The organism is Streptomyces sp. NPDC005492 (genome assembly GCF_040605995.1).
Lineage (GTDB): Bacteria > Actinomycetota > Actinomycetes > Streptomycetales > Streptomycetaceae > Streptomyces.
Genome location: NZ_JBEXDX010000005.1, coordinates 297613 through 322056, shown reverse-complemented (window position 1 = coordinate 322056; position 24444 = coordinate 297613). Strand labels below are relative to the sequence as shown.

General features: G+C 69.4%; 17 protein-coding genes and 1 pseudogene. 9 read left to right on the top strand and 9 right to left on the bottom strand.

Annotated features, from left to right (window positions below):
- Positions 1-62: 62 nt before the first annotated feature.
- Complete coding sequence (gene pulA, locus ABZT04_RS10315; RefSeq protein WP_356055084.1) at positions 63-5477, bottom strand: pullulanase-type alpha-1,6-glucosidase; 5415 nt, start codon at positions 5475-5477, stop codon at positions 63-65.
- Positions 5478-5702: 225 nt separating this feature from the next.
- Here pulA and ABZT04_RS10310 point away from each other — a divergent pair, with 225 nt between their 5' ends.
- Together ABZT04_RS10310 and ABZT04_RS10305 are read left to right on the top strand one after the other, a co-directional pair.
- On the top strand, positions 5703-6281 hold the full coding sequence (locus ABZT04_RS10310; RefSeq protein WP_356055082.1) for a DUF4232 domain-containing protein: 579 nt from the start codon (positions 5703-5705) through the stop codon (positions 6279-6281).
- Between the two features lie 68 nt (positions 6282-6349).
- Positions 6350-6928: pseudogene (locus ABZT04_RS10305) on the top strand (transcriptional regulator); the annotation flags it as partial.
- Here the strand turns inward: ABZT04_RS10305 and ABZT04_RS10300 are convergent.
- The 5 genes from ABZT04_RS10300 to ABZT04_RS10280 all read right to left on the bottom strand — a co-directional run bounded on the left by ABZT04_RS10300 (position 6904) and on the right by ABZT04_RS10280 (position 13511).
- Positions 6904-8280: an alpha-amylase family protein gene (locus tag ABZT04_RS10300; RefSeq protein ID WP_356055080.1), complete on the bottom strand. Its 1377-nt coding sequence runs from the start codon at positions 8278-8280 to the stop codon at positions 6904-6906. The pseudogene ABZT04_RS10305 and the gene ABZT04_RS10300 overlap by 25 nt on opposite strands.
- A 148-nt stretch (positions 8281-8428) precedes the next feature.
- Positions 8429-10093 (bottom strand): glycoside hydrolase family 13 protein, encoded by a 1665-nt coding sequence (locus ABZT04_RS10295; RefSeq protein ID WP_356055078.1) that lies wholly within the window; start codon positions 10091-10093, stop codon positions 8429-8431.
- Between the two features lie 167 nt (positions 10094-10260).
- A complete protein-coding gene (locus tag ABZT04_RS10290) occupies positions 10261-11115 on the bottom strand; it encodes an ABC transporter permease subunit (RefSeq protein ID WP_356055076.1) in 855 nt (284 codons plus the stop codon).
- A gap of 13 nt (positions 11116-11128) precedes the next feature.
- The gene (locus ABZT04_RS10285) at positions 11129-12133 is read right to left on the bottom strand and encodes a sugar ABC transporter permease (protein ID WP_356055074.1); all 1005 of its coding nucleotides are present in this window, start codon (positions 12131-12133) and stop codon (positions 11129-11131) included.
- Positions 12134-12236: 103 nt separating this feature from the next.
- Entirely contained in the window at positions 12237-13511 is a 1275-nt protein-coding gene (locus ABZT04_RS10280; RefSeq protein WP_356055072.1) for an extracellular solute-binding protein, read from the bottom strand.
- 361 nt (positions 13512-13872) lie between these two features.
- On the opposite strand from ABZT04_RS10280, the gene ABZT04_RS10275 reads away from it, so the two are divergent.
- Positions 13873-14907: a LacI family DNA-binding transcriptional regulator gene (locus ABZT04_RS10275; protein ID WP_355909467.1), complete on the top strand. Its 1035-nt coding sequence runs from the start codon at positions 13873-13875 to the stop codon at positions 14905-14907.
- 131 nt (positions 14908-15038) lie between these two features.
- Positions 15039-15899 (top strand): phosphatase PAP2 family protein, encoded by an 861-nt coding sequence (locus tag ABZT04_RS10270; protein ID WP_356055070.1) that lies wholly within the window; start codon positions 15039-15041, stop codon positions 15897-15899.
- Here the strand turns inward: ABZT04_RS10270 and ABZT04_RS10265 are convergent.
- Positions 15896-16813: a LysR family transcriptional regulator gene (locus ABZT04_RS10265; RefSeq protein WP_356055068.1), complete on the bottom strand. Its 918-nt coding sequence runs from the start codon at positions 16811-16813 to the stop codon at positions 15896-15898. The genes ABZT04_RS10270 and ABZT04_RS10265 overlap by 4 nt on opposite strands.
- A gap of 72 nt (positions 16814-16885) precedes the next feature.
- Here ABZT04_RS10265 and ABZT04_RS10260 point away from each other — a divergent pair, with 72 nt between their 5' ends.
- Positions 16886-17809 carry a DMT family transporter gene (locus ABZT04_RS10260; protein WP_356055066.1) on the top strand — a complete coding sequence of 308 codons (924 nt, stop codon included), beginning with the start codon at positions 16886-16888 and terminating at the stop codon, positions 17807-17809.
- On the opposite strand, the gene ABZT04_RS10255 is transcribed toward ABZT04_RS10260, so the two are convergent.
- Positions 17806-20805, bottom strand: a complete 3000-nt coding sequence (locus ABZT04_RS10255) for a bifunctional [glutamine synthetase] adenylyltransferase/[glutamine synthetase]-adenylyl-L-tyrosine phosphorylase (RefSeq protein ID WP_356055064.1) — start codon at positions 20803-20805, stop codon at positions 17806-17808. The two genes, ABZT04_RS10260 and ABZT04_RS10255, sit on opposite strands and share 4 nt — an antisense overlap.
- 144 nt (positions 20806-20949) lie before the next feature.
- Between ABZT04_RS10255 and ABZT04_RS10250 the strand changes: the two genes are divergently transcribed.
- From ABZT04_RS10250 to ABZT04_RS10235, 4 genes are all read left to right on the top strand, one after another.
- Positions 20950-21462 (top strand): pyridoxamine 5'-phosphate oxidase family protein, encoded by a 513-nt coding sequence (locus tag ABZT04_RS10250; protein ID WP_356055062.1) that lies wholly within the window; start codon positions 20950-20952, stop codon positions 21460-21462.
- 30 nt (positions 21463-21492) lie between these two features.
- Positions 21493-21933, top strand: a complete 441-nt coding sequence (locus ABZT04_RS10245; protein ID WP_356055060.1) for a VOC family protein — start codon at positions 21493-21495, stop codon at positions 21931-21933.
- A 155-nt stretch (positions 21934-22088) separates the two neighbouring features.
- Positions 22089-22979, top strand: coding sequence for an alkaline phosphatase family protein (locus tag ABZT04_RS10240; protein ID WP_356055058.1), 891 nt, complete (start codon positions 22089-22091; stop codon positions 22977-22979).
- Positions 22980-23015: 36 nt separating this feature from the next.
- Positions 23016-24035 carry a TolB-like translocation protein gene (locus ABZT04_RS10235; RefSeq protein ID WP_356055056.1) on the top strand — a complete coding sequence of 340 codons (1020 nt, stop codon included), beginning with the start codon at positions 23016-23018 and terminating at the stop codon, positions 24033-24035.
- A gap of 89 nt (positions 24036-24124) precedes the next feature.
- On the opposite strand, the gene ABZT04_RS10230 is transcribed toward ABZT04_RS10235, so the two are convergent.
- Entirely contained in the window at positions 24125-24421 is a 297-nt protein-coding gene (locus ABZT04_RS10230; RefSeq protein WP_356055054.1) for a hypothetical protein, read from the bottom strand.
- Positions 24422-24444 lie beyond the last annotated feature (23 nt).

Sequence of the window (24444 nt, the reverse complement as noted above, 5' to 3'; positions counted from 1 at the left end):
CTAGGACACACCGGTGGGGCAGGCCGGTGTCCACAGCCTGCCCCACCCACGATAATGCGCTTTCAGGATGTCCGGGTGAAGACCGCCGCTGTACGCCCCGGAACGGTGAAGGTGCCCGTCCCCTTCGCGTACGACGCGGACTTCACGGTAGAGTCCGCGCCCGCCGCCTGCACCGGATGCAGCCGGTAGCCGGTACCGGCCAGCGCGTCCACCTTCTGCTGCTGGGTGCCCGGCGTCGCGTTGAACACGACCACGAGATCACCGAGTTCCATGGTGATCACCCCGGGCGTCTCGCCCGTCCCCGACAGCGGGAACGACAGCTTCGACTGCACCTGCCCGGCCGTGTCGAGCGAGAACACGGGCTCGGTCGTACGGATCTTCAGCAGGTCCCGGTAGGCGGCCGAGGCCCCCTCGATCTGCCCGCAGCCCACCTTGACCGACGTCAACAGGCCTTTTGCGTACGGCCACTTGGATTCGTTGTCGGCCGCCATCGGCAGCCCCTGCCCGAAGCCGTTGCCGTCCGCGCAGTTCCAGTGGATCGCGTTGAACCAGTCGCCGCTGTCGAAAGAGTTGCGGTCCAGTGATTTGGAGCGCAGCAGATCGGTCCCGGCCTGCGACAGCGCCGGACCTTGCGAGAGGGTCGCCGTGGCCATGGCGAGGACCTGCATCCGGGCCCGGTCGGCGGCGCCAGTGCCGGCCGGCAACTTGTAGGCCAGCGCGTCGAACAGGGACTCGTTGTCGTGCGCGTCGACATAGGCGAGGGCATCACCCGGCGCGTCCGCGTATCCGGCGGCCGTGCCGTTGTAGTCGACCTCGGCTCCGGTGACGTCCTTGCCGTCCGTGTCGGTGAAGTGATACTTGGCGAGATTGCCGCTCAGGCCGACCTTGATGAGGTCCTGATAGTGCAGCAGGCGGGCCTTCTGCTCGGCCGAAGTGCCGTTCGCCGTCGAGGTGTTGGGGTCGGTGTACAGCCCGGACGCGAAGCCCTGGACGCCCGGGTCCGCGTCGAAGGGGCTGCCGCCGCGCACGGCGTCACGGGCCCGGTCGGAGAAGGTCGCGATGCCCGTGCCGGCCATGTTCTTCTGCGTGGCCTGCACAAAGCGGGCGTCGTCGGCGACCTCGCCGAAGTTCCAGCCCTCGCCGTACATGATGATCTTCTTGCCGTCGACACCGTCCGTCGCCGGGGTCAGCGCGTCCAACGCCTTGCGTACGGCGAGGATGTTGGCCTTCGGCTGGTGTCCCATGAGGTCGAAGCGGAAGCCGTCGACCTTGTACTCCTTGGCCCAGGTGACCACGGAGTCGACGACGAGCTTGCCCATCATGGCGTTCTCGGTGGCCGTGTCGGCACAGCAGGTGGAGGTGGCCACGCTGCCGTCGGCGAGCAGCCGCTGGTAGTAGCCGGGCACGATCTTGTCCAGGACCGAGTAGTCCGCCTGCCCACTGGCCGCCGTGTGGTTGTAGACCACGTCCATGACGACCCGGAGCCCGTCCTCGTTCAGCGACTCGACCATCTTCCGGAACTCGACGGTACGGCCGGTGCCGTCCGGATCGGTCGCGTACGAACCCTCGGGAACGGTGAAGTGGTACGGGTCGTAGCCCCAGTTGTAGGCGTCCTTCGCGGCGACGGCCGCCACGCACTCCTGCTGCTTCTCCGAGTCGGCCGGGTAGGAGGCGAGGTCGCAGTCGGTGGTCGACTGCTCGGACTTCTTCTCCGGGATGGTGGCGATGTCGAAGGCGGGCAGCAGATGCACGTACGACGTCCCGGACGCGGCCAGCTCCCGCAGATGCTTCGAGCCGTCGCTGTTCTTGTCGGTGAAGGCGAGATACGTACCCTGGTCGGCGGCCGGGACGGTCTCGTCCGCCACCGAGTAGTCCCGGATGTGCAGCTCCTGGATCTCGGCGTCCTTCAGCGCCACCGCCTTGGGCTTCTTCAGGCTCGACCAGCCGCTCGGGGCAAGGGACTTGTCGGCGAGGTCGACGACGAGGCTACGCTCGGAGTCGGCGGTGAGGGCGACCGAGTAGGGGTCGGTGACCTTGTTGGTCACCAGCCTCTGGACGGTCGGCGCCCACACCTTCACGACGTACCGGTAGGGCTTGTTCTTCCAGGAGGCCGGACCGGTGACGGACCAGACGCCGGTGGCGGAGTCACGGCTCATCCTCTTGAGCGAGCCGTCCAGCTCCAGCGACACGCTCTGCGCGGTCGGCGCCCAGACGGCCAGCGTGGGACGGCCGTTGCGGAAGGTCGGGCCCAGCTCTGCCTTGGTCGCGGCGGCGTACACGTCGTCGAGGACACCGGCGATCTGTACGCCCGTCGCTGCCAACACGGCGCCGTTGACGGCCCGTTGGGAGGCGACGAGCTGACCGGTCAGGGCCTCTGGCACCCGGTCCCAGTCACGCGGGTCGACGGACCAGGCCGTGTAGTCCTTCAGATAGGGGAACTTGGCCTTCTGGGCGTCGGTGAGTGTGGTCTTCGACAGCCGGAGCCAGCGCTCGTCGTCGCTCGTCAGCGCGCCGTCCTTCACGGCGATCGAACCGTCGCGGGAGTAGAGGAGTTGGGTGGAGGCTGCCGCGTCCGAGCCGTTCCAGGCGACGGTGTTCCGGTCGATCCAGACCGCCTTGGAGGTGGTCAGGTCGAGAGCCGCCGCGCTGCCGGCGGGCTGTGGCAGGAGGTACTTCTCCTGGCCGTTGAGCAGCCACACCTCGTGGCCGTTGGACTTGAGGTCGAGCGACTGGTCGGCGGAGAGGTCCTTCTCGTCGCCCTTGTGGAGGATGTAACTGAGGCTGGTGGCCCCGGAGTTGAGCGGCACCTCGAAGACGGCGCCATAGGCGTCGGTCCTCACCGGCTGCAAGGGGCTCGACCAGTCCGTGGGGTTCGCGGCGCCGGTCCAGACGTGCAGACCCCAGCCGGTGTAGTCGCCGTCCGCGCGGTGGTAGTGGATGACGGCCTTGGTTGTGTCCTGCGCCGGGTAGTCGGGCCGGTCCGTCGCTACGGTCTCCTTGCCCTGCTCGATCCAGACCTCGCCGGTCTTGGTGACATCGATCGAGCGGTCTGCGGCTACGTCCTTGTTGCCGTCCTTGTCGATCACCAGGAAGCCGACGTTCGTGGCGCCGGGCTTCAACTTGACGTAGGCGAAGGCCCCGTAGGCGTCCCGCCCGACGAACGGGTGGCCGGCCGGCCAGGTCGTCGCCTCGCCGTCGGCGAGGTCGCCCCAGGCGTACAGGCCCCAGTTGTCGTAGTCGCCGTCGGTGCGCTTGTAGTGGACGATCGCGTAGTCGCGGGAGGAGGCCGTGGGGATTTCCTCGGCGGGCGGGGTGCCGGAGGTGGAGGCCGCCGTCGCGCTCGCCGTGCGGCCGGTCGAGTCGACCACAACCGCCTTGTAGCGCAGGGCTGTTCCGGCCGGTACGTCCTTGCCGAGGGTCTGGGTGACCTTGTAGGGGGCGTGGTCGGCCGAACCCAGCGTCCGCCACTTGCCGTTGCCGGTCTGGGCGGCGAAGACGACCCGGTCGAGCCGGCCGCCGGTGACGTCGGCGCTCAGCTCGACGGTGCCGGTGGCTCCGGCGTCGGGAGCCTTGAGGGTGATCGTCGGCTTGTTCAGCGGCTTGGCGAGGGGGCCGGCCGCCTTGAGCACGATCGCGGAGCCGGCCGGGACGGTGACCGTCACCTTGTTGTCGGCGCCGCTCGTCGCGGTGGCCGAAGTCCCGTAGATCGCCCGGTACTTCATGTCCGGCGAACCGGTCGCGAAGGTCGCGGCCTTGGCCGTGTCGGCGTTGTTGAGGGCGACGATGTACTCGGCGCCGCCGCCGGTGCGCGTGAAGGCGTAGACACCGGCGCCGTCGGCCGCGTAGCGCTCGGTCTGGACGCCGTCGGTCAGTGCCGGGTTGTCCTTGCGCAGCTTGGAGAGGGCGGCGATGTCCTTGTACAGCGGGGCGGTCGAGTCGTACGCGTCGCTCGCGGCCGTGCGGTCGGTGCCGATCTCGTCGTCGTCGAGATAGTCGGTGATCTTCGAGGCGAACATCGGCTGGCGGGCGTCCTTGTCGCCACCCGAGCCGGTGAAGCCCTGTTCGTCGCCGTAGTAGACGACGGGGTTGCCGCGGCTGAGGAACATCAGCTCGTTGGCGAGCTTGTCCTTGGCGAGGAGTTCGGCGCCGGTGGCCTTCGGGTTGTCCTGGTCGAGGAAGTAGCCGATGCGGCCCATGTCGTGGTTGCCGAGGAAGGTGACCTGCTCGTAGGCGTTCGCCTTGTCGGTCGTGTACTTGTAGTCGTCGCCGAAGACGCTCGCGAGCTTCCGCGCGCTGCCGCCCTGGGAGGCGTAGGCGCGGGCCGCGTCCTGGAAGGGGAAGTCGAGCGTGGCGTCGAGGCGGCCCTGGGTGACGTACGGCGAGGTCACGGACGGGTCGGCGGAGTAGACCTCGCCGAACATGAAGAAGTTCTTCCGGCCGTGCGCGGCGGCGTACTTGTCGAGAGCCGTCGCCCACTGGGTCCAGAAGTCCATGTCGACGTGCTTGACGGTGTCGATGCGGAAGCCGTCGACGTCGAAGTCGCGCACCCACTTCTCGTAGATCTTCTCCATGCCGCTGACCACCTCGGGACGCTCGGTCCACAGGTCGTCGAGGCCGGAGAAGTCGCCGTAGGTGGCGTTCTCGCCGACGTAGGTCGAGTCGCCCCGATTGTGGTACATCGTGGGGTCGTTGAGCCAGGACGGGACCTTCACGTCCGCCTTGTCGGCAGGGACGGTCGGGGTCTTGGGGAAGGACGCGGTGGTGACGGCGGGGAAGGTCTTCGTCCCGGCTGCGTAGTCGGCGTAGGCGGCGTCGTCGAAGGGCTGTCCGTCCTTGGTCAGATACGGGAAGGCGCCCTTGGAGAGGTAGTCGTAGGACTTGCCCTCGTAGTCGACGACGTCGGCGGTGTGGTTGGTGATGACGTCGAAGAAGACCTTCATGCCCTTGGCGTGGGCCTTGGAGATGAGGGTCGCCAGGTCCTTGTTGGTGCCGAAGTGCGGGTCGACCTTGGTGAAGTCCGTGATCCAGTAACCGTGGTAGCCGGCAGAGGCGTCGGCGCCCGTCCCCTGTACGGGCTGGTTCTTGAAGATCGGGGCCATCCAGATGGCGGTGGTGCCGAGGCCCTTGATGTAGTCGAGCCTCTTTGTCAGGCCCTTGAGGTCGCCGCCCTGGTAGAAGCCCTTGTCGGTGGGGTCGTAGCCGGTGCTGAGGCGTGAACCGGTCAGCCCTCCCTGGTCGTTGGAGGTGTCGCCGTTGGCGAACCGGTCCGGCATCACGAAGTAGAACTGCTCGCGGGTGTCGTCGTGCCGGGCGGGTGTCGACGCCAGCTTGGCGTCGGACGGGGGTGCGGGCGGGGCCGCCGCGTGGGCCGCGAGGGGTGGGACGAAGGCCGCGACGAGCGCGGCGACCACGACACCCACGACTCGTCCTCGTAGCGCGGTGCGGCGCGTCCGGGGCGCCGGCCATCTCGGTATCACAGGCGTGAACTCCTCGCGATTACGACTCAGTTCGGGTCCGACCCCGGCGTGACCGTATCGCCGACGCAAGGGTTGCAGCAAGACTCGTGAAAGTCACAGAAAGAACTTCCAATCACAGCCGAAGGCGGTCACGCCTGTGCGGCTCCGAACTTTTCCGCCACACCGCGCATCGCACTGTTTGTAGGGCGGAGGACGACCACAGAGCGCGAGCGGAGAACCGTCACCATGAACGACCAGCGGAACACCACCGACCGGACAGCCACCACTACGCACCGCGGCCCCCGCAGGACCGGCCGTACCGTGCTCGCCGCGACCGCCGTGGCGGCCCTGGGCCTCGCCTGGGCGGGTACCGCGCAGGCCGCGAGCCCCAGCACGCCGACCTGCTCCGCCGCCGGGCTCAAGGCCACCTTCGGCCGGCAGCTCGCGGGCGGGATGAACCACCAGGGTGTCGTCATCAAGCTGCGCAACCTCAGCGGCAGGACGTGCGCGCTGCGCGGCTACCCCGGGCTCGGCCTGGAGAACTCCGCGCACAAGAAGCTCACGACCCACACGGCCTGGGGGAACACCTGGTACGCGCACAACCCCGGCAAGAAGACCCTCACCCTCAAGAACGGCGAGAGCGCGGAGGCCGTCGTCTCCTGGAGCCACGCCAACACCGGCACTTCGGGCGCGGTGCACGCCTCCTACCTGGAGATCACGCCGCCGGCCTCGACCCGGCACAAGACGCTGGCCTTCCCCCAGTGGGTCGACCACGGCGACCTCGCCGTCACCGCGATGGCCAAGCACATCACCATCACGCCCTGACGGCGGTGACCCGGCGGCGGCCGCTCAGGCTCCGCCGCCATCGACCTGCAGAATCGCAGGCCCGCGGCCCGCGGCCCGCGCGCGAGGTACGGCAGAGCCTCCTCGATCTGCTGCGCCGGCTGCCGCGGTCCGCTGCCTTCGTGACGTCGGCGACCATGGAGGTGCTGGCCTGGAACGATCTGGCGGCGGCCCTGATGGAGGACTTCTCCGCGCTGCCCCCGCGCGAGCGCAACCTCGTGCGCCGGGCCTTCCTCGCCCCGCGCCCGGAGGGCGTCCGGCTGTACGGGGTGTCGGACGTGGACGCGTTCGCCCGGCTCTCCGCCCAGCGGCTGCGGGCGGCCGCCGCCCGCTACCCCGACGCTCCCGAGGTGACCGGGCTGGTCTCCGAACTCCTCGCCGGAAGCGAGGAGTTCAGGCGGCTGTGGGAGTCCCACGACGTGAGCGCCGAGCCCACCCTGTGCAAGACCTTCCAGCACCCCATGGTGGGCCCGATCACCGTCAACTGCGACGCCCCCGACATCACCGACCGGGACCAGCAGGTCGTGATCTACACCGCCACCCCGGGCTCACCGGACGAGGAGGCGCTGCGCCTGCTGTCCGTCATCGGCACCCAGCGGATGGATCAGCAGCTCGACTTCCCGGCGTAGATCGCCAGGGCCGTGTTGCTGCCGAGGGTGGCGGTGAGCTGACCCGAACTGTTCACCGTCACCGTCGTGTTGTTCTGCACGTTGCAGTACGTCCCGGCGGCCATCGACGTCTGGTAGGTCTCCGTCAGCGACGACGACTCGTGGTTGATGGCGACATAGCCCTTGCTGCCCCGGCCGAACGCGATCGCGTCGTTGCCGTCGTCCCACCAGTTACTGAGGGACTGGCCGCTCGTGGCGTTGCGGAAGGCGACCATGGACTTGATCTCCGGCCAGGCGTGCTGGCACTTCCAGCCGTCCTGCCAACAGGCGCTCACCGCACCGTTGTTGGGCGGTCCGGCGTCCGCGTCGGACCACTCGTAGCCGGAGTTGATGTCCGGGGCGCCGTAGGGGTAGGCGAGCATGAAGACGTTGGCGAGGGTGTAGTTCGCGCCGTCCTTGTAGTTCAGGGTCGATCCGTTGCGCTCGGTGTCGTGGTTGTCGACGAAGACACCGGCGACCGAGCTGCTCATGTACCCCCAGCCCTCACCGTAGTTCTTCAGGTAGGCGAGGTTCTCGTTGTTGAAGACGCGCTTGAGGTCGTAGGCGTAGCGGAACTCCTGGACGTCTCCGTTGCCGGTGTACTCGGTGGGCTGGACGGCCTCGCCCGCGCCGTAGATGACCTCCTGCTTCCAGTACACGGAGGGGTTGGTCAGACGGGACTTGATGTTCGCGAGGTCGGTCGCCGGGATGTGCTTGGCCGCGTCGATGCGGAAGCCGTCGGCGCCGTAGCCGAGGAGGGTGTTCATGTAGCCGGCGATGGTGGCGCGGACGTACTCCTCGCCGGTGTCCAGGTCGGCCAGGCCGACCAGTTCGCAGTTCTGGACGTTGGCGCGGTTGGTGTAGTCACTGACCGTGGACGTGCAGTCGTCCATGTCGTACGAGGAGTACAGGCCGGGGTAGTTGTACTTCGTGTACGTCGAGCCGCCGGTGCCGGTGCCGCTGCCCGCCGACATGTGGTTGATGACGGTGTCGACGACGACCTTCACGCCCGCCGCGTGGCAGGTGCTGATCATGTTCTGGAAGGCGGTCGCGTCGCCGAGCCGTCCGGCGATCTTGTAACTCACCGGCTGGTACGACGTCCACCACTGCGAGCCCTGTATGTGCTCGGCGGGCGGGGAGACCTGGACGTAGCCGTAACCGGCCGGGCCGAGCGTGTTGGTGCATTCCTTGGCGACCGAGGCGAAGTTCCACTCGAAGAGGACGGCGGTGACGTCCTTGGTGCCGGGTGGGGAGGCGTGTGCGGTGCCGGGCACCAGGACGGCCGTCGCGGCGGCGAGGGCGAAGGCTCCTGCAAGTGATCTGCTGCTGGCCATGTGGGGGTTCCTTCTCCGTTGAAGGCACTTGAAGATTCTTGCTGAAACTCAATGGAAACCGCTGGAAAACCTTGCGGTGGCCAGATGTTAAAGGCCCGCCGCCCAAAAGGGCAGCGGGCCGGGTGAAGTTCCTGCAAGAAGTTTCCTGTTACGGCGTGCTGATCCACCACGCCGTCGTGTCGGCGGGCAGCTTCGCCTCGCCGGACGCCTCGGTCACCTCACCACTGGCGAGCAGGAGACGGCCGTACGTCGGAGTCGTCACCGACTCCCCGCCGGTGTTCGCGACACACACGAACTCCCCACGCCGGAAGGCGAGTACGCCCTCGGGCGCGCGCAGCCACTCCACCGAATCGCCAGCGCCGAGGTCGGGCTGGGTGCGGCGGACGGCGAGCGCGGCCCGGTACAGCTCCAGCGTCGAACCGGCCGTACCTGTCTGCGCCTCGATGCTCAACTCGCCCCAGCCGTCCGGCTGCGGCAGCCAACTCCCGCCGTTCCCGAAGCCGTACGACGATCCCTCGCGCGTCCACGGGATCGGCACCCGGCAGCCGTCGCGGAAGCCGTCCTGGCCGGCGCCCCGGAAGTACGCCGGGTCCTGGCGGACCTCGTCCGGGAGGTCGACGACGTCCGGCAGGCCGAGTTCCTCACCCTGGTAGATGTACGCCGAGCCGGGCAGCGCCAGCATCAGCAGCGTTGCCGCGCGGGCCCGGCGCAGGCCCAACTCCCGGTCGCCCGCCGTGCGGATCTGGGTGCCGAGGCCGGGCGGGTTGGCGAAGCGGGTGGCGTGCCGGGTGACGTCGTGGTTGGACAGCACCCAGGTGGCGGGGGCGCCGACCGGGCGCATGGCCTCCAGGGTGCGGTCGATGACCGTACGGAGTTCCCCGGAGTCCCAATCGGTCGACAGATACTGGAAGTTGAAGGCCTGGTGGAGTTCGTCGGGGCGGACGTAGTTCGCGGTGCGCTCGACGGTCGGGGTCCACGCCTCGGCGACGAAGATGCGCTCGCCCGCGTACTCGTCGAGGACCGTACGCCACTGGCGGTAGACGTCGTGCACGCCGTCCTGGTCGAAGAACGGCATGACATCGTTGCCCAGCAGCTTCACCTGATCGTGGGAGCCGAGGTCGGGCAGGCCCTCCGCCTTGACCAGGCCGTGGGCCACGTCGATCCGGAAGCCGTCGACGCCGATGTCGAGCCAGAAACGCAGGATCGAGCGGAACTCGTCGCCGACCGCCGGGTGTTCCCAGTTGAAGTCGGGCTGCTCGGGCGCGAAGAGGTGGAGATACCACTCCCCGTCCTCGACCCTGGTCCAGGCGGGGCCGCCGAAGATGGACTCCCAGTCGTTGGGCGGGAGTTCGCCGTTCTCGCCCTTTCCGGGGCGGAAGTGGTAGCGCTCCCGCAATGGCGAGCCGGGACCTTCGCGCAGCGCCCGCTTGAACCACTCGTGCTGGTCCGAGGAGTGGTTGGGGACGAGGTCGACGATGATGCGCAGGCCGAGCCCGTGGGCGTCGCGGATCAGCGCGTCGGCGTCGAGCAGGTTGCCGAACATGGGGTCCACGGCGCGGTAGTCGGCGACGTCGTAGCCGGCGTCCGCCTGCGGGGAGGCGTAGAACGGGCTGAGCCAGACGGCGTCGATGCCGAGGTCGCGCAGATACGGCAGCCGGGTGCGGACGCCTTCCAGGTCGCCCATGCCGTCGGCGTTGCTGTCGGCGAAGCTGCGGGGGTAGACCTGGTAGATCACCGCGTCCTTCCACCAGTCGCGGTGACGGTTGATGGTGACAGTGGCGGGGGCCGGTGCGGCGGATTGCTGCTGGCTCATGGCGTCCTTGGTGCGTAACGGGGTTCTGGGCATGGGGAGTTGGTGACGAGACGGCCGTGGTGTCAGCGGGGTCGGATGGACAACCACGGCCGCCTCGGGTCTTTTGTTGGGTGCGGCGGGGTGGAAGCTGAGTGCGCAGTTCCCCGCGCCCCTATCGGGGGCGCGTCCTAGCCCTTCGTGCCACCCGCTGTCAGGCCGGTTACCAAGTTCTTCTGGACGAGGTAGAAGAAGGCGGCCACTGGTATCGCGATCAGTACCGCCGTCGCTGCCATCAGGTTGCGTTGGGCGTCGTGTTCGCTGACGAAGGTCTGGAGGCCGACCGCGAAGGTGTACTTGGTGTCGGACAGCATGAACGTCGAGGCGAAGGCGACCTCGCCGAAGGCGGTGAGGAAGCTGTAGAACGCGGCGACCGCCAGGCCCGGCTTGGCGAGCGGCAGGATCAGTCGCGCGAACGTGCCGAAGGGGTTCAGCCCGTCGACGCGTCCGGCCTCGTCGATCTCGAACGGGATCGTGTCGAAGTAACCCTTGAGCAGCCAGGCGCAATACGGCACCGCCGTCGAGCAGTAGACGAGGATGAGTCCAAGGTAGCTGTCGATGAGCTGGAGATTCGCCAGAATCTGGTACATCGGCACGATGAGTACCGCTATCGGGAACATCTGGGTGACCAGGAGCACCCACATGAACTTCCGGTAGCCGGGGAAGCGCATCCGCGAGACGGCGTAGCCGGTGCTTGCGGCGATGGTCACGCCGATGACCGTGGTGCCGAGCGAGACGATCAGCGAACTCTTCAACCAGTCGAAGAACTCGGTGTGCTGGAGCACGAACGAGTAGTTGCCGAGCGTCATCTTCTTCCAGATGCCGGCCGGGTGGAGGTAGTCGTCCGAGTCCGGGCCGAGGGAGAGGAAGACCAGCCAGGCGATCGGGAAGAGGGCGATCAGGCTCGCGACGATCAGGATGCCGTGCGAGGTCAGGGAACCGGCGCGGCTCAACTCGCCCCGGCGGCGCGTGGTGTTGCTGCTCATGGGGGCTCCTGCCTCAGATCGCGAGCTGTTGGTCATTGCGGTTCAGCCAGCGGCGGTAGAAGGAGGTGAAGACGATCAGGATGGCCAGCAGCAGGATGCCGTAGGTCGCCGACTGGGCGAAGTCGCGCGGCTGTTGGCCGAAGCCGAGGTAGTACGACCAGGTGACGAGGATCGAGGCGTCGGGGGCCGTGTTGCCGAACAGCAGGAAGATGACGGCGAACTGGTTGAAGGTCCAGATGATGCCGAGGAGTACGACCGTGGAGCTGACCGACCTGAGGCCCGGCAGGGTGACGTGGCGGAAGAGCTGCCAGGGGCTCGCGCCGTCCATCTCGGCGGCCTCGTAGAGCGAGGCGTCGATGGACTGGAGGCCGCCGAGCAGCGAGACCATCATGAAGGGCACACCGCACCAGGTGTTGACCATGATGGCGGCGAACCGCTGCCAGAACGTGCTCTCCAGCCAGTCGGGTTGGGGCAGGTGCAGGGTGTGCAGCGCGGTGTTGATGATGCCGCCGTCGGCGAGCATGAAGCGCCAGCCGAAGACGGTGACGAAGGTGGGGACGGCCCACGGCAGGATCAGGATCAGCCGGTACATGGTGCGGCCGCGCAGCTTCTGGTTGAGCAGCAGGGCGAGGCCGAGGCCGATCGTGTAGTGGAAGGTGACGCAGAGCGCGGTCCACACGATCGTCCAGATGAAGTGCGACCAGAAGCGGTCGTACGCCGTCGGGCCGAACAGGACGTCCTTGTAGTTGTCGAGCCCGATGAACTTGTAGGTGGCGTCGATGTGGTTGACGCCGATCGTGCGCGCGGTGTTGAGGCTGTTGGCGTCGGTGAGCGTCAGATAGAGGCCGTACACCAGGGGGTAGAGCACGAGGACGCCTAGCACGACGACCACGGGGGTGATCATCGCGTACGCGTACCAGTGCTTCTGGTAACCGTGCTTGAGGCGCCTGGCCGGGGCGGGGCGGGGTGCGCGGTCACCGTGGCGCTTGCCGGTCGCGCGGTCGATGGCGACTGTCATGGTTCGTTCGACACCTTCTGGAAGATCAGGAGTTGGGCCTGCGCAGGCCGGCGGCCGTCGGATCCGTCCCCCGGTTTCCCGCAGATCCGACGGCCGCTCGGGGCTACTTGCTGAAGTCCGGGACCAGCTTCTGGATCGCGAGTTCGGCGTTGCTCAGGCCCTTGTCGAGGGACTCCTTGCCGCCTGCGATCTTCGGCAGTTCGGTGTCCAGCGGGGTCCACAGGGAGCTGTACTCGGCGAGCGCCGGGCGCGGCTGGGCGGCACCGAGGACGCCCTGGTAGCCGGCGATGCCCGGGTCGGCCTTGACGGCCGCTGTGTAGGCGTCGTCGCGGGTCGGCAGCGTCGAGTTCTTCAGCGCGATCGTCGACTGGGAGGCGGCGGAGGTCATGAAGTTGACGAACTTCAGGGCCGCCTTCTGGTGCGCGGAGTCCGAGCCGGCGTAGACCGAGAGGTTGTGACCGCCGGTCGGGGCGCCGGACTTGCCGGTGGAGCCGGCCGGGATGGTGGCGATGCCGAGGTTGGACTTGTCCTTGAAGGCCGAGCCCTTGTAGAAGTTCGTGATCTCCCAGGGGCCCTGGATGATCGCGGCGACCTTGCCGGTGACGAACGCGTCCTGGATGTGGGCGTAGGCGTCCGCGGTGGTGTCGGCCTTGTGCAGGCCCGTGCCGGAGAAGAGGCTCAGCCAGGTGCCGTAGGCCTTCTTCGCGGCGGCGGAGTTCACGGTGATCTTCTTGGCGGCGGCGTCGACGGTGTCGGTGCCCTCGCCGTAGAGGAAGCTCTGCGCGTAGTAGGCCGCCGTGGAGCCCCAGTAGCCGTCGACCTTGGTCTTGGCCTTGATCTTCGCGGCGTCCGTCTTCAGCTCGTCCCAGGTGGTGGGGGCGGCGGTGATGCCGGCCTTGGCGAAGAGGGCCTTGTTGTAGACGAGGGCCAGGGTGTCGGTGACCAGCGGCACGCCGTACGTCTTGCCGTCGTACTGGGCCTGCGTGATCAGGTTCGACTTGAACTTGGACTGGTCCGCGAGGGCCTCGGTGCCGTCCAGCGGCAGGAAGTAGCCCTTCTTCGCGAAGGCGGGGGTCCAGCCGACCTCGGAACGCAGCACGTCCGGGGCGCCCTTGGAGCCGGCGGCGGTGTCGAACTTGTTCTGCGCCTGGTCGAAGGGCACGTTGACGTACTTGACCTTGATGTTCGTGTTGGCCGCCTCGAACTTGGCGACCAGGGCCTTGTACGTCGGCGCCTCGTTGGTGGCGTTGGAGGTGTCCCACCAGGTGATGGTGACCGGCCCGTCCGACTTGCCGCTGTCACTGTCACTGCCGCCGCAGGCCGTCGCCGCGAGGGCGAGGGACGCCACCAGCGCGGTGGCCGCTATGCCACGCCGCATGAGTTCTCCTTGAGGGTGAAAGCCCGTGTGGTTGCAGGGGGCGGGCCCGTCCGCCGCCCCTGCGACTGCCGACTGCGCCTTCGCGGCCGCCGGGCGTCGCCGAACGTAACAGCGATGCAAGCGTTGCGAAAGTCCTTGCTGCAAAAAACTGCAAGACCGCCGCAGAGTTACCCGCCCGTGACTTCTCCTGGACCCTCACGCAACCCAGTGTTGATGCGGCTGAGCGGGCGATGGGACACTTGTGCAAGACTCTGCAAGCTCTTGCCGCATGTCGTACGCCGACCAGACGCCGACCAGAACACGAGGGATCGCGATGACGCAGCAACCCGCAGCGCGCCGACGGCCGGTACAGTCCACTCCCGTGACTACACGGCTTGCCGACATCGCCGCCCAGGCGGGGGTGAGCGAAGCGACCGTCAGCCGCGTCCTCAACGGCAAGCCGGGCGTCGCCGCCACCACCCGCCAGTCCGTCCTCGCCGCACTCGACGTGCTCGGCTACGAACGTCCGGTACGGCTGCGGCAGCGCAGCGAGGGCCTGGTCGGCCTGATAACGCCGGAGCTGGAGAACCCGATATTCCCGGCCCTGGCGCAGGTCATCGGCCAGGCGCTGACCCGGCAGGGCTACACCCCCGTCCTCGCCACCCAGACCCCGGGCGGATCCACGGAGGACGAGCTGACCGAGATGCTCGTCGACCGCGGGGTGGCCGGCATCATCTTCGTCTCCGGGCTGCACGCGGACACCTCCGCCGACATGCAGCGCTATGACCAACTGCGGGCGCAGGGCGTGCCGTTCGTGCTCGTGGACGGCTTCTCGCCGAAGGTGCAGGCGCCGTTCATCTCCCCCGACGACCGCGCGGCGATGACCCTCGCCGTCACGCATCTCATCTCGCTCGGCCACACCCGCATCGGTCTGGCGCTCGGCCCCAAGCGGTTCGTGCCGGTGCAGCGCAAGATCGAGGGTTTCGTCCGCGCGATGCAGGACCAACTGACCCTGACCGCCGAGGATGTGGAGACCCGGCTCGTCCAGCACTCGCTGTACACGCTGGAGGGCGGGCAGGCCGCCGCCGCCGCGCTCATGGACCGGGACTGCACGGCGGTGGTGTGCGCGAGCGACATGATGGCGCTCGGCGCGATACGGGCGGCCCGGCAGCGGGGTCTGGACGTGCCCCGGGACGTCTCGGTGGTGGGTTTCGACGACTCCCCGCTGATCGCGTTCACCGACCCACCGCTGACCACGATCCGCAAGCCGGTGCCGGCGATGGGGCAGGCGGCGGTGCGGACGCTTCTGGAGGAGATCGGCGGGACGCCCGCGCCGCACAGCGAGTTCGTGTTCATGCCGGAGCTGGTGGTGCGCGGTTCGACGGCCTCGGCGCCCGGGGACCGGACTCGTCCCTGAGGGGGAGGGGAACGCGGCCGTTCCAGTGCGCTGGTAGGAGACGGGGGCCTCTTCCCGCCGTAGAACATGCGAGCCGGACCCGACCAGGGGATGATCGGTCGGGGAAGCCTTTTCTGGCAGACTTCATGTCTATGGGTGAGACCACCGTGACGACATTGGAAGGCCGCGAAGAAGCCGTTCCGAGCCCCGTCGCGGACGCCGCGGGGCAGGGTTTGCTGCGTCGGGCGCGCACTCCGCGCCGGCCCCGGCTGTGGTTCGAGATCCTGCTGATCGGCGTGAGTTACTGGGTGTACTCGCTGGTGCGCAACGCGGTGCCGGAACAGCGGGGCGAGGCGCTGCGCAACGCGGACTGGATCTGGCGGGTCGAGGGCGACCTCGGCATCGACGTCGAGCAGTCGGTCAACCACGCGGTGAACTCGGTGACTTGGCTGATCGTCGGCATGAACTACTACTACGCGACACTGCACTTCATCGTGACGCTGGGTGTCCTGGTGTGGCTGTACCGCAGCCATCCGGGCCGGTACGCGGCCACACGCCTGGTGCTGTTCGCGACGACGGCGGTGGCCCTGGTCGGCTACTACTTCGTCCCGCTGGCCCCGCCGCGCCTGATGAACGGCGGCCACTTCGTCGACACCGTCATGGTCCACCAGACCTGGGGGTCGATGGCCTCCGGCGACCTGAAGAACATGTCGAACCAGTACGCCGCGATGCCGTCCATGCACATCGGCTGGTCCCTGTGGTGCGGCCTGACGATCTTCGCCCTGGCGAAACTCCCCTGGGTCCGCGTCCTCGGCCTGCTGTACCCGGCGATGACGCTCCTGGTCATCGTCTCCACGGCCAACCACTTCTGGCTGGACGCGGTCGGCGGCATGCTCTGCCTGTCCTTCGGCTTCATGGTCTCCCGCGTCTGGTACGGCACGTTTCCGTACGCGCTGCCGCGCGGGGTGGCGCTCCGGGGAGCAGACGGGTTGGCGGCGCCCGTCAGGGTCTAGGGGCCGTCCGGCGCGGTCGCCGCGTCCCGCAGCGCCGTCAGGAATGCCCGCAGGGCCGGCTGAGGCGGTGCCGTCTCGCGGACGGCGGCATGGATGGTCCGCACCGGCTCGGGGCGCCGTACGGCCCGTACGACCACGCCCGGATGGCGGCTGCCGAGGCCCAGCCGGGGGATCAGACTCACGCCCAGGCCCGCCGCGACGAAGCCCTGCGCGGTCACATAGTCCTCGCTCTCCACCGCGAACCGCGGCCGGAACCCCGCCGCCGCGCACGCGTCGAGCTGCGCGTCCAGGCACGGCCCCGGCCACTCGCTGCCCACCCACGCCTCCTCGGCCAGCTCCCGCAGCTCGACGCTCCGCCGCCCCGCCAACCGGTGCCCCTTCGGCAGTACGGCGAGATACGGATCGTCCAGCAGCTTCACCAGCCGTACGCCCTCGTGACCGCCGGAAGAGCCGGAGGAGCCGGATGGGCCCACGACCAGGGCTACGTCCGCCCGGCCCTCCTTCACTTCGGGCAGCGGATCCTCGGGATCGGTCAGCTTCAACTCGATCTGGAATCCCGGGTGTTCGGCGCGGAGCCGGGCCACGGCGGGGGCGACCAGGGCGGCACCGGCGGTGGCGAAGTAGCGGACCGTGAGCCGTCCCGTGCGGCCGGCCACCAGGTCCGCGAGCGCCGTCTCCGCCTCGGCGACCTGCCGGCCGATCGCGTCCGCGTACCCGGTGAGCAGCAGCCCGGCCGCCGTGGGCCGCACCCCGCGTCCGACCCGTTCCAGGAGCGCGGTCCCGGCCTCTTTCTCCAGCGCCCCGATCTGCTGGCTGACGGCGGACGGCGTGTAGCCGAGCCGGGCCGCCGCCGCGGTCACCGATCCGCTGTCCACCACGGCCCGCAGGACCTGCATGCGTCGCACATCAAGCATGTAGGAGAGGTTAACAGTGACTGTAGAATCTTTCGCTTGTGCTGAAGTGTTGCTCTGCCGGACCGTGGACCCATGCAGCCCGCCTCGACGTTCCGCATGGCCGTACTCGCCCTCCTGTGGGGGTCGGGCTTCCTGTGGATCAAACTCGCCCTGGACCACGGCCTCTCCCCCGCCCAGATCACCATCACCCGCTGCGCCCTCGGCACACTGGTGCTGCTGGCCCTGGCCCGCGCGGCCGGTCAGCGCCTGCCCCGCGACCGCGCGACCTGGGGCCGGCTCGCGGTGGCCGCCCTGTTCTGCAACGCCGTCCCGTTCGCGTTGTTCAGCGTGGGCGAGCAGACCGTCGACTCCGGGATCGCGGGCGTCCTGAACGCCACAACTCCCTTGTGGTCACTCCTGATCGGCATCACCCTCGGCACCGACCGCGGCCTCGCCCGCAGCCGCCTGTCCGGACTGTTCCTCGGCTTCGCGGGTACGGTCCTGGTCTTCGCCCCCTGGCAACGCTCGGGCCTGTTCGGCTGGGGCGCGCTCGCCCTGCTGGGCGCCGCCGCCAGCTACGCCGTGGCCTTCGCGTACATGGCCCGCAAACTCACCTCCGGCCAGGCGCCGTTGGCCGTCTCGGCGGCCCAACTGATGGCGGCGACGGCCTGGACGACCCTGGGCCTGCCCGCCGCCGGCCCCGTACACGCCGACCTCACGGCCCTCCTCGCGGTCACCGCCCTCGGCGTCCTCGCCACCGGCGTGACCTTCTACCTCAACTACCGCCTGATCGCCGACGAGGGCGCGACCAGCGCGGCAACGGTCGGTTATCTGCTGCCGGTTGTGTCGGTCTCGCTGGGGGCCGTGCTGCTCGACGAGAAGGTGGGGCTACGCGTGGTGGCGGGCATGGCGGTGATCCTGACGGGCGTAGCGCTTTCCAGCCGACGCCGACTGAACATGCCCCAAAGGGGCGCGACCAGCCCCCACCGGTCGGCAGCCGAGCAGCAACCCACCTAAGCCCCGTAGAACAGAACGTCCACCACACCCCGCGCCCTACGCGTCGTACGCCGGTAGTCGTCGAGCATGTCCCCCACATGACCGGGGCCGTACCCCAAGTACCGCCCCACCGCCGCCAGTTCCCGCGGCTCCGAGGGAAACGTGTCGCCGGCCCGCCCGCGCACCAGCATCACCGCGTTGCGGACACGGGTCGCCAGCACCCAGGCCTCGTCCAGGGTCGACGCGTCCTCCGTGGAGATGAGTTCCGCGGCGCACGCGGCGGCGAGGGCCTCTCGGGTGCGGGTGGTGCGCAGGCCCGGTTCGGACCAGCCGTGGTGCAACTGCATGAGCTGTACGGTCCACTCGACGTCGGAGAGGCCACCGCGCCCCAGCTTGGTGTGCAGGGTCGAATCGGCGCCGCGCGGCAGCCGCTCGGACTCCATGCGGGCCTTGAGGCGGCGGATCTCGCGTACCGCATCGTCGCCGAGGCCCTCCGCCGGATAGCGCAGGGGGTCGATCAGCTCGATGAAGGCGCGGCCCAACTCCTCGTCACCGGCGACGGGTTGGGCCCGCAGCAGCGCCTGGGACTCCCAGACCAGGGACCAGCGGCGGTAGTAGGCCTCGTACGACTTCAACGTCCGTACGAGTGGGCCCGACTTGCCCTCGGGACGTAGATCCGCGTCAATCAGCAGGGGCGGGTCCGAGCTGGGGACCTGGAGCAGCCGGCGCATCTCGGAGACGACCTTGTTGGCCGCCTCGGAGGCCTCGCGCTCCTCGACGCCCTCGCGGGGTTCGTGCACGAACAGGACGTCCGCGTCGGAGCCGTAGCCGAGTTCGTGGCCGCCGAAGCGGCCCATGCCGATGATCGCGAAGCGGGTGGGCAGGGTGTCGCCCCAGCCCGCGCGGACCACCGCGCGCAGGGTGCCGGCGAGGGTGGCCGCGGTCAGGTCGGAGACGGCGCCGCCGACCCGGTCGACGAGGGCGCCCTGGTCGGCCTCGGCGGGCTGGGTCTCGGTGCCGTAGGAGCCGACGATGTCGAAGGCGGCCGTACGGAAGAGTTCGCGACGGCGGACGCCGCGGGCGAAGGTGACGGCCTGGGTGGCGTCGTCGGCGCGGCCGACGGCGGCCAGTATCTCCTGCTCCAGGTGGGCGCGTTCGCGGGGTTCGAGGCCGCTGCCGCCGTCGCCGTCGCCGAGCAGGGCGACCGCTTCGGGGGCGCGCATCAGGAGGTCGGGGGCGAGCCGGCCGGCCGACAGGACGCGGGCGAGGTTCTCGGCCGCGGCGCCCTCGTCCCTCAACAGCCGTAGGTACCAAGGGGTCTTGCCGAGCGCGTCGGAGACCTTGCGGAAGTTGAGCAGGCCCGCGTCCGGGTCGGCGGAGTCCGCGAACCAGCCCAACAGGACGGGCAGCAGGGTGCGTTGGATGGCGGCCTTGCGGGTGACGCCGGAGGCGAGGGCCTCGATGTGGCGCAGGGCCGCGGCCGGGTCGCCGTAGCCGAGTGCGACCAGGCGTTCGCGGGCCGCCTGGGCGCTCAACCTGGTCTCGCCCGGGGCGAGTTGGGCGACCGCGTCGAGCAGCGGGCGGTAGAAGAGCTTCTCGTGCAGGCGTCGTACGACCGTGGCGTGGCGCTTCCACTCGCGGTTCAGCTCGACGACCGGGTCGGTGCGCAGGCCCATCGAGCGGCCCAGGCGCCGCTGGTCGGCCTCCTCGACGGGGACCAGGTGGGTGCGGCGCAACCGGTAGAGCTGGATGCGGTGTTCCATGGTGCGCAGGAAGCGGTAGGCGTCGTCGAGGCGGGCGGCGTCCTCACGGCCGACGTAGCCGCCGGCGGCGAGGGCCTGGAGCGCGGTGAGCGTGCTGCCGCTGCGCAGCGAGGTGTCGGCGCGGCCGTGCACCAACTGGAGGAGCTGGACGGCGAATTCGACGTCCCGCAGGCCGCCGGGGGCGAGCTTGAGTTCGCGGTCGATCTCGGCGACGGGGATGTTCTCGACGACCCGGCGGCGCATCTTCTGCACGTCGGTGACGAAGTTCTCGCGCTCGGCCGCCTGCCACACCAGGGGTTCGAGGGCGGTGACGTACTCCTCGCCGAGCGCGAGGTCGCCGGCCACCGGGCGAGCCTTGAGCAGGGCCTGGAACTCCCAGGTCTTGGCCCAGCGTTGGTAGTAGGCGAGGTGGCTGGAGAGGGTGCGGACCAGCGGGCCGTTGCGGCCCTCGGGGCGGAGATTGGCGTCGACGGGCCAGATCGAGCCCTCGACGGTGGTCTCGGAGCAGACCCGCATCATGTGCGCGGCGAGCTTGGTGGCGGCGCGCAGCGCCTTGCCCTCGTCGGCGCCGTCGACGGCCTCGCCGACGAAGATGACGTCGACGTCGGAGACGTAGTTCAGCTCGTGGCCGCCGCACTTGCCCATCGCGATCACCGCGAGCCGGCACAGCGCCGCGTCGTCGGGCGCGGCGGCGCTCGCGATGGCGAGGGCGGAGCGCAGGGTGGCGGTGGCGAGGTCGGCGAGTTCGGCGGCGGTCTGGGCGAGGTCGGTGGTCCCGCACACGTCCCGGGCGGCGATGGACAGCAGACAGCGGCGGTAGGCGACGCGGAGGGCGACCGGGTCGGTGGCCCCGGCGAGACCACGCTCGAACTCCTCCACCCCGGGGTGCAGGTCGCGCGGCTCGTACATGACGAGGGCGTGCCAGTCGCGCGGGTACCGGGCGAGGTGGTCGCCGAGGGCGGCGGAGGCGCCGAGGACGCCGAGCAGCCGGTCCCGCAGCGGCTTCGCCGCGATGAGGGTGTCGGTCAGCTCGTGCCGGGCGGTGGGCTCGGGCTGCGCCTCCAGGAGCCGTACGAGACCCTGGAGGGCGAGGTCCGGGTCGGCGGTGGCGCCGAGGGCCTCCAGCAGGACCGGGTCGTTCCTTATGGGCGCCAGCTCCGCGCTCTCCAGGAGCCGCTCGGCGGCCGAGGGATCGGTGAAGCCGTGCCGCAGCAGTCGCGTGAAGGTGCTGCTCCTGCGCCCCGGCGCCGTCATCCGGCCTCCCTCGGATCAAGGTCGTAACGCCCCGAGCCTAACCGCAGGTGCGGGCGGTGGCCCCGGGGCGTGCGGCGATGAGTTCCGGCGGGGTACGGAGTCTCATCTGCAGGACCAGGGACAGGCCGACACAGGGAGAAGCCGATGACCGACAAGGAACCACTGACCCGTCTCGACCCCCGCTACAGCGACCCGACGGCCACCGCGACCGACTGGGCCGAGGCGGAGGAACGGCTCGGGGCGGCCGAGCAGTTCTGGATCTCGACGGTACGGCCGGACGGGCGGCCGCATGTGACGCCCCTGCCGGCGGTGTGGTCGGACGGGGCGCTGCACTTCTGCACCGGCCCAGAGGAGCGCAAGGCGCGCAACCTCGCCGACAACCCGCAGGTGGTGCTGACGACCGGCACGAGCACCTGGGACAAGGGGTACGACCTGGTCGTCGAGGGGGCGGCGGTGCGGGTCGTGGACGAGGACCGGCTGCGGGAGCTGGCCGCAGCGTGGGAGGCGAAGTACGGCAGCTTCTGGCGCTTCGACGTGCGGGACGGGGCCTTTCATCACGGTGCCGGGTACGCGTATGTCTTCGCTGTGGCGCCGCGCACGGTTTTCGGCTTCGGTAAGGGGGAGCCGTTCAGCCAGACGCGGTGGCGGTTCGAGTGACGCACCGGCGCCGCACGAAGGAGTCAAGCCATGGACATGACCCTGGAAGTGATCCTGCTGCCCGTCTCGGACGTGGAACGGGCCAAGGAGTTCTACCGGGACAAGGTCGGTTTCCACGTGGATCTCGACGGTGAGGTGATGGAGGGCGTGCGGATCGTGCAGCTCACACCGCCGGGGTCCGGCTGTTCGATCGCGCTGGTCGACGGTCTTCAGGTGCCGACCGGGACGCCGCAGCCGGGGACGTACCACGGTATGCAGTTGTGCGTGCAGGACGCGAAGGCGGCCTACGACGAGCTGATCGCGCGCGGGCTCGATGTCAGCGAGCCGGTGCAGTTCGCGCCGCAGGACGGGGCGACCTTCATGTACTTCAAGGACCCGGACGGCAACGGCTGGGCGATCCAGGAGTACCGCAAGCGGGCCACCGAGCCGTTGCACCAGGTGCTGGCCCAACTGGCCGGGCCACAGCAGTAGTTCGCAAGGAGCCGTGGTTCACCAAAGGCAGTAAGTTCACCACTTCTTCATCCACCGGGTTGGGCACGGCAGGATGCGGGCATCTTGGCGTGTGCATGCTCTGTCAGCACCGTCGCCCCCGTTCGCCGTCCCCCTCCCCCCACCCGGAGGTAGAAGTGTCCGGCAGTTCCGTGTACCGCCGCAGCCGCGCCGCCGTGGCGTCCGCGCTCGCCTTCTCGGCCGCCGCCGTCGGGGTCTGGACCGGTTTCGGCACCGCCTCGACCGCGCACGCCGCGACCGGGGTGCCGACCCCGGACCACGTCGTCGTCGTGGTGCTGGAGAACCACGCCTACAGCCAGGTCATCGGCTCCTCCAGCGCCCCCTACATCAACTCGCTGGCGAGCGGGGGCGCCGCCCTCACCCAGTCGTACGGGATCACCCACCCGAGCCAGCCGAACTACTTCGCGCTGTTCTCCGGCTCCACCCAGGGCATCACCAGCGACAGTTGCTACACCGCCGGCTTCTCCTCGGCAGCGAACCTCGCCTCCGAGGTGACGGCCGCGGGCGGCACCTGGGCCAGCTACAACGAGACGCTGCCGAGCCAGGGTTCGACGACGTGCAGCAGCGGCACCTACGCCCGCAAGCACAACCCGTGGTTCGGCTTCAGCAACGTCGCGACCTCGACGGCCAAGACGTTCGCGCAGTTCCCGACGGACTACACGACCCTCCCCGACATCTCCTTCGTCACCCCCAACCTGTGCAGCGACATGCACGACTGCTCGGTGGCGACCGGTGACACCTGGCTGAAGAACAACCTTGGCGCGTACGCCACTTGGGCCAAGACCCACAACAGCCTGCTCGTCGTCACCTTCGACGAGGACAACCTGCTCAGCGGCAACCGCATCCCGACGGTCCTCTACGGCCAGCCGGTGACCGCGGGTTCGACGTCCTCGACCACGTACAACCACTACAACCTCCTCCGCACCCTGGAGGACACACAGGGCCTGACCACCCACGCGGGCAACGCGGCCTCGGCCGCCGACATCACCGGTATCTGGGCGTCCTGAGATGGACGTGGCGAACAGCCGCGCCGGAGCCGGTACATGACCCTGCGCAGCCGCGTCCTGATCCTCCTCGCCGCCGTCGCCGCGCTCGCCGCGGTGGCGGTGGCCTCGGTCCTGCACGCCTCCGCGCGGGCCGAACGCCGTAACGAGGTCCAGCCCGGCGGCCCGAGGATCACGGCGGGGCGGATCACCCTGACCACCCCCGCCCGCCTGGTGTTCCGCAACATGGCGTGGGGCCCGCACCGCGACGAACTGACCACGGTCCCGGCCTCCGACCCCTCGGGCCCCCGCACCGCCTCGGGCCTCAAGTGCCTCCGCTTCTACGCCAGTTCGGGTACCGGGGTCTGCCTCCAGGCGGTGCACGGCACGGTCACGGACACCTACCGCGCGCTGATCCTCGACGCCCACCTCAAGGAGACGGCCCACTACGCCGTCCCCGGCATCCCCTCCCGGGCCCGCGTCTCCCCCACCGGCCACTTCGCCGCGTGGACGGCGTTCGTGGGCGGCGACTCGTACGCGGGCACGAACTTCTCGACCCGGGCGGCGATCGTCGACACCAGGACGGGAAAACTGACCCCGTCCCTGGAGTCGTTCCGCATCCTCAAGGACGGCCACGTCTACCACGCGGCCGACGTCAACTTCTGGGGCGTGACCTTCGCCGCGGACGACCGCACCTTCTACGCGACGCTGGCGACGAAGGGCAGCACGTACCTGGTCAGGGGCGACCTGCGCACCCACACGGTCACCACCGTGCACGCGAACGTGGAGTGCCCGTCCCTCTCCCCCGACGGCACGCGCATCGCCTTCAAGAAGCGGGTGAAGGGCCTCCCCAAGGAAGCCCCCTGGCACCTCTACGTCCTCGACCTCCGCACGATGCGCGAAACCCCGCTCGCCGAACCCCGCAGCGTGGACGACCAGGTGGTGTGGAAGGACGACCACACCATCGTCTACGCACTGCCCGGGGACTACGGGGCGGACCTGTACGAGGTACCTGCGGACGGGACGGGCAGGGGGCGGCGGATCAGTACGGCGGCGGTGTCGCCGGCGTATGCGAGGTAGGGGGACGAGGGCGGCTCCGACTCGACCTGGCCTGCCTGACCCGGCCTGGCCCGGCCTGACCCGGCCTGGCCCGGCCTGGAGACGGGCCGCTATCCGGGGCCCAGTTCCTCGTCCAGAACGCGCTCGAAGTCATCTCCCAGGCCGCCCGCCATGAGCAGGTCGCGCCAGTCCGTCCGGGCGAGTCGGATCGCGCGGCGGAACCGCTCGACGTCCCCGGCGGCGATCAGCACGGCCGCCGTCTGGAGCCGTTCCGCGCTCTGCCGCGAGTCTTCGAGTTCGACCGCCAGGATGCGCAGCGCCCCGACGATCCCCCGCGCGACCTCGGCGTCCGGGAAGTCCTGTCGGATCCGCCGGTGCAGCCGGGCGCTGATCAGGTTCTCGGTCATGTCATCCCCTCATCCTTCCGGGC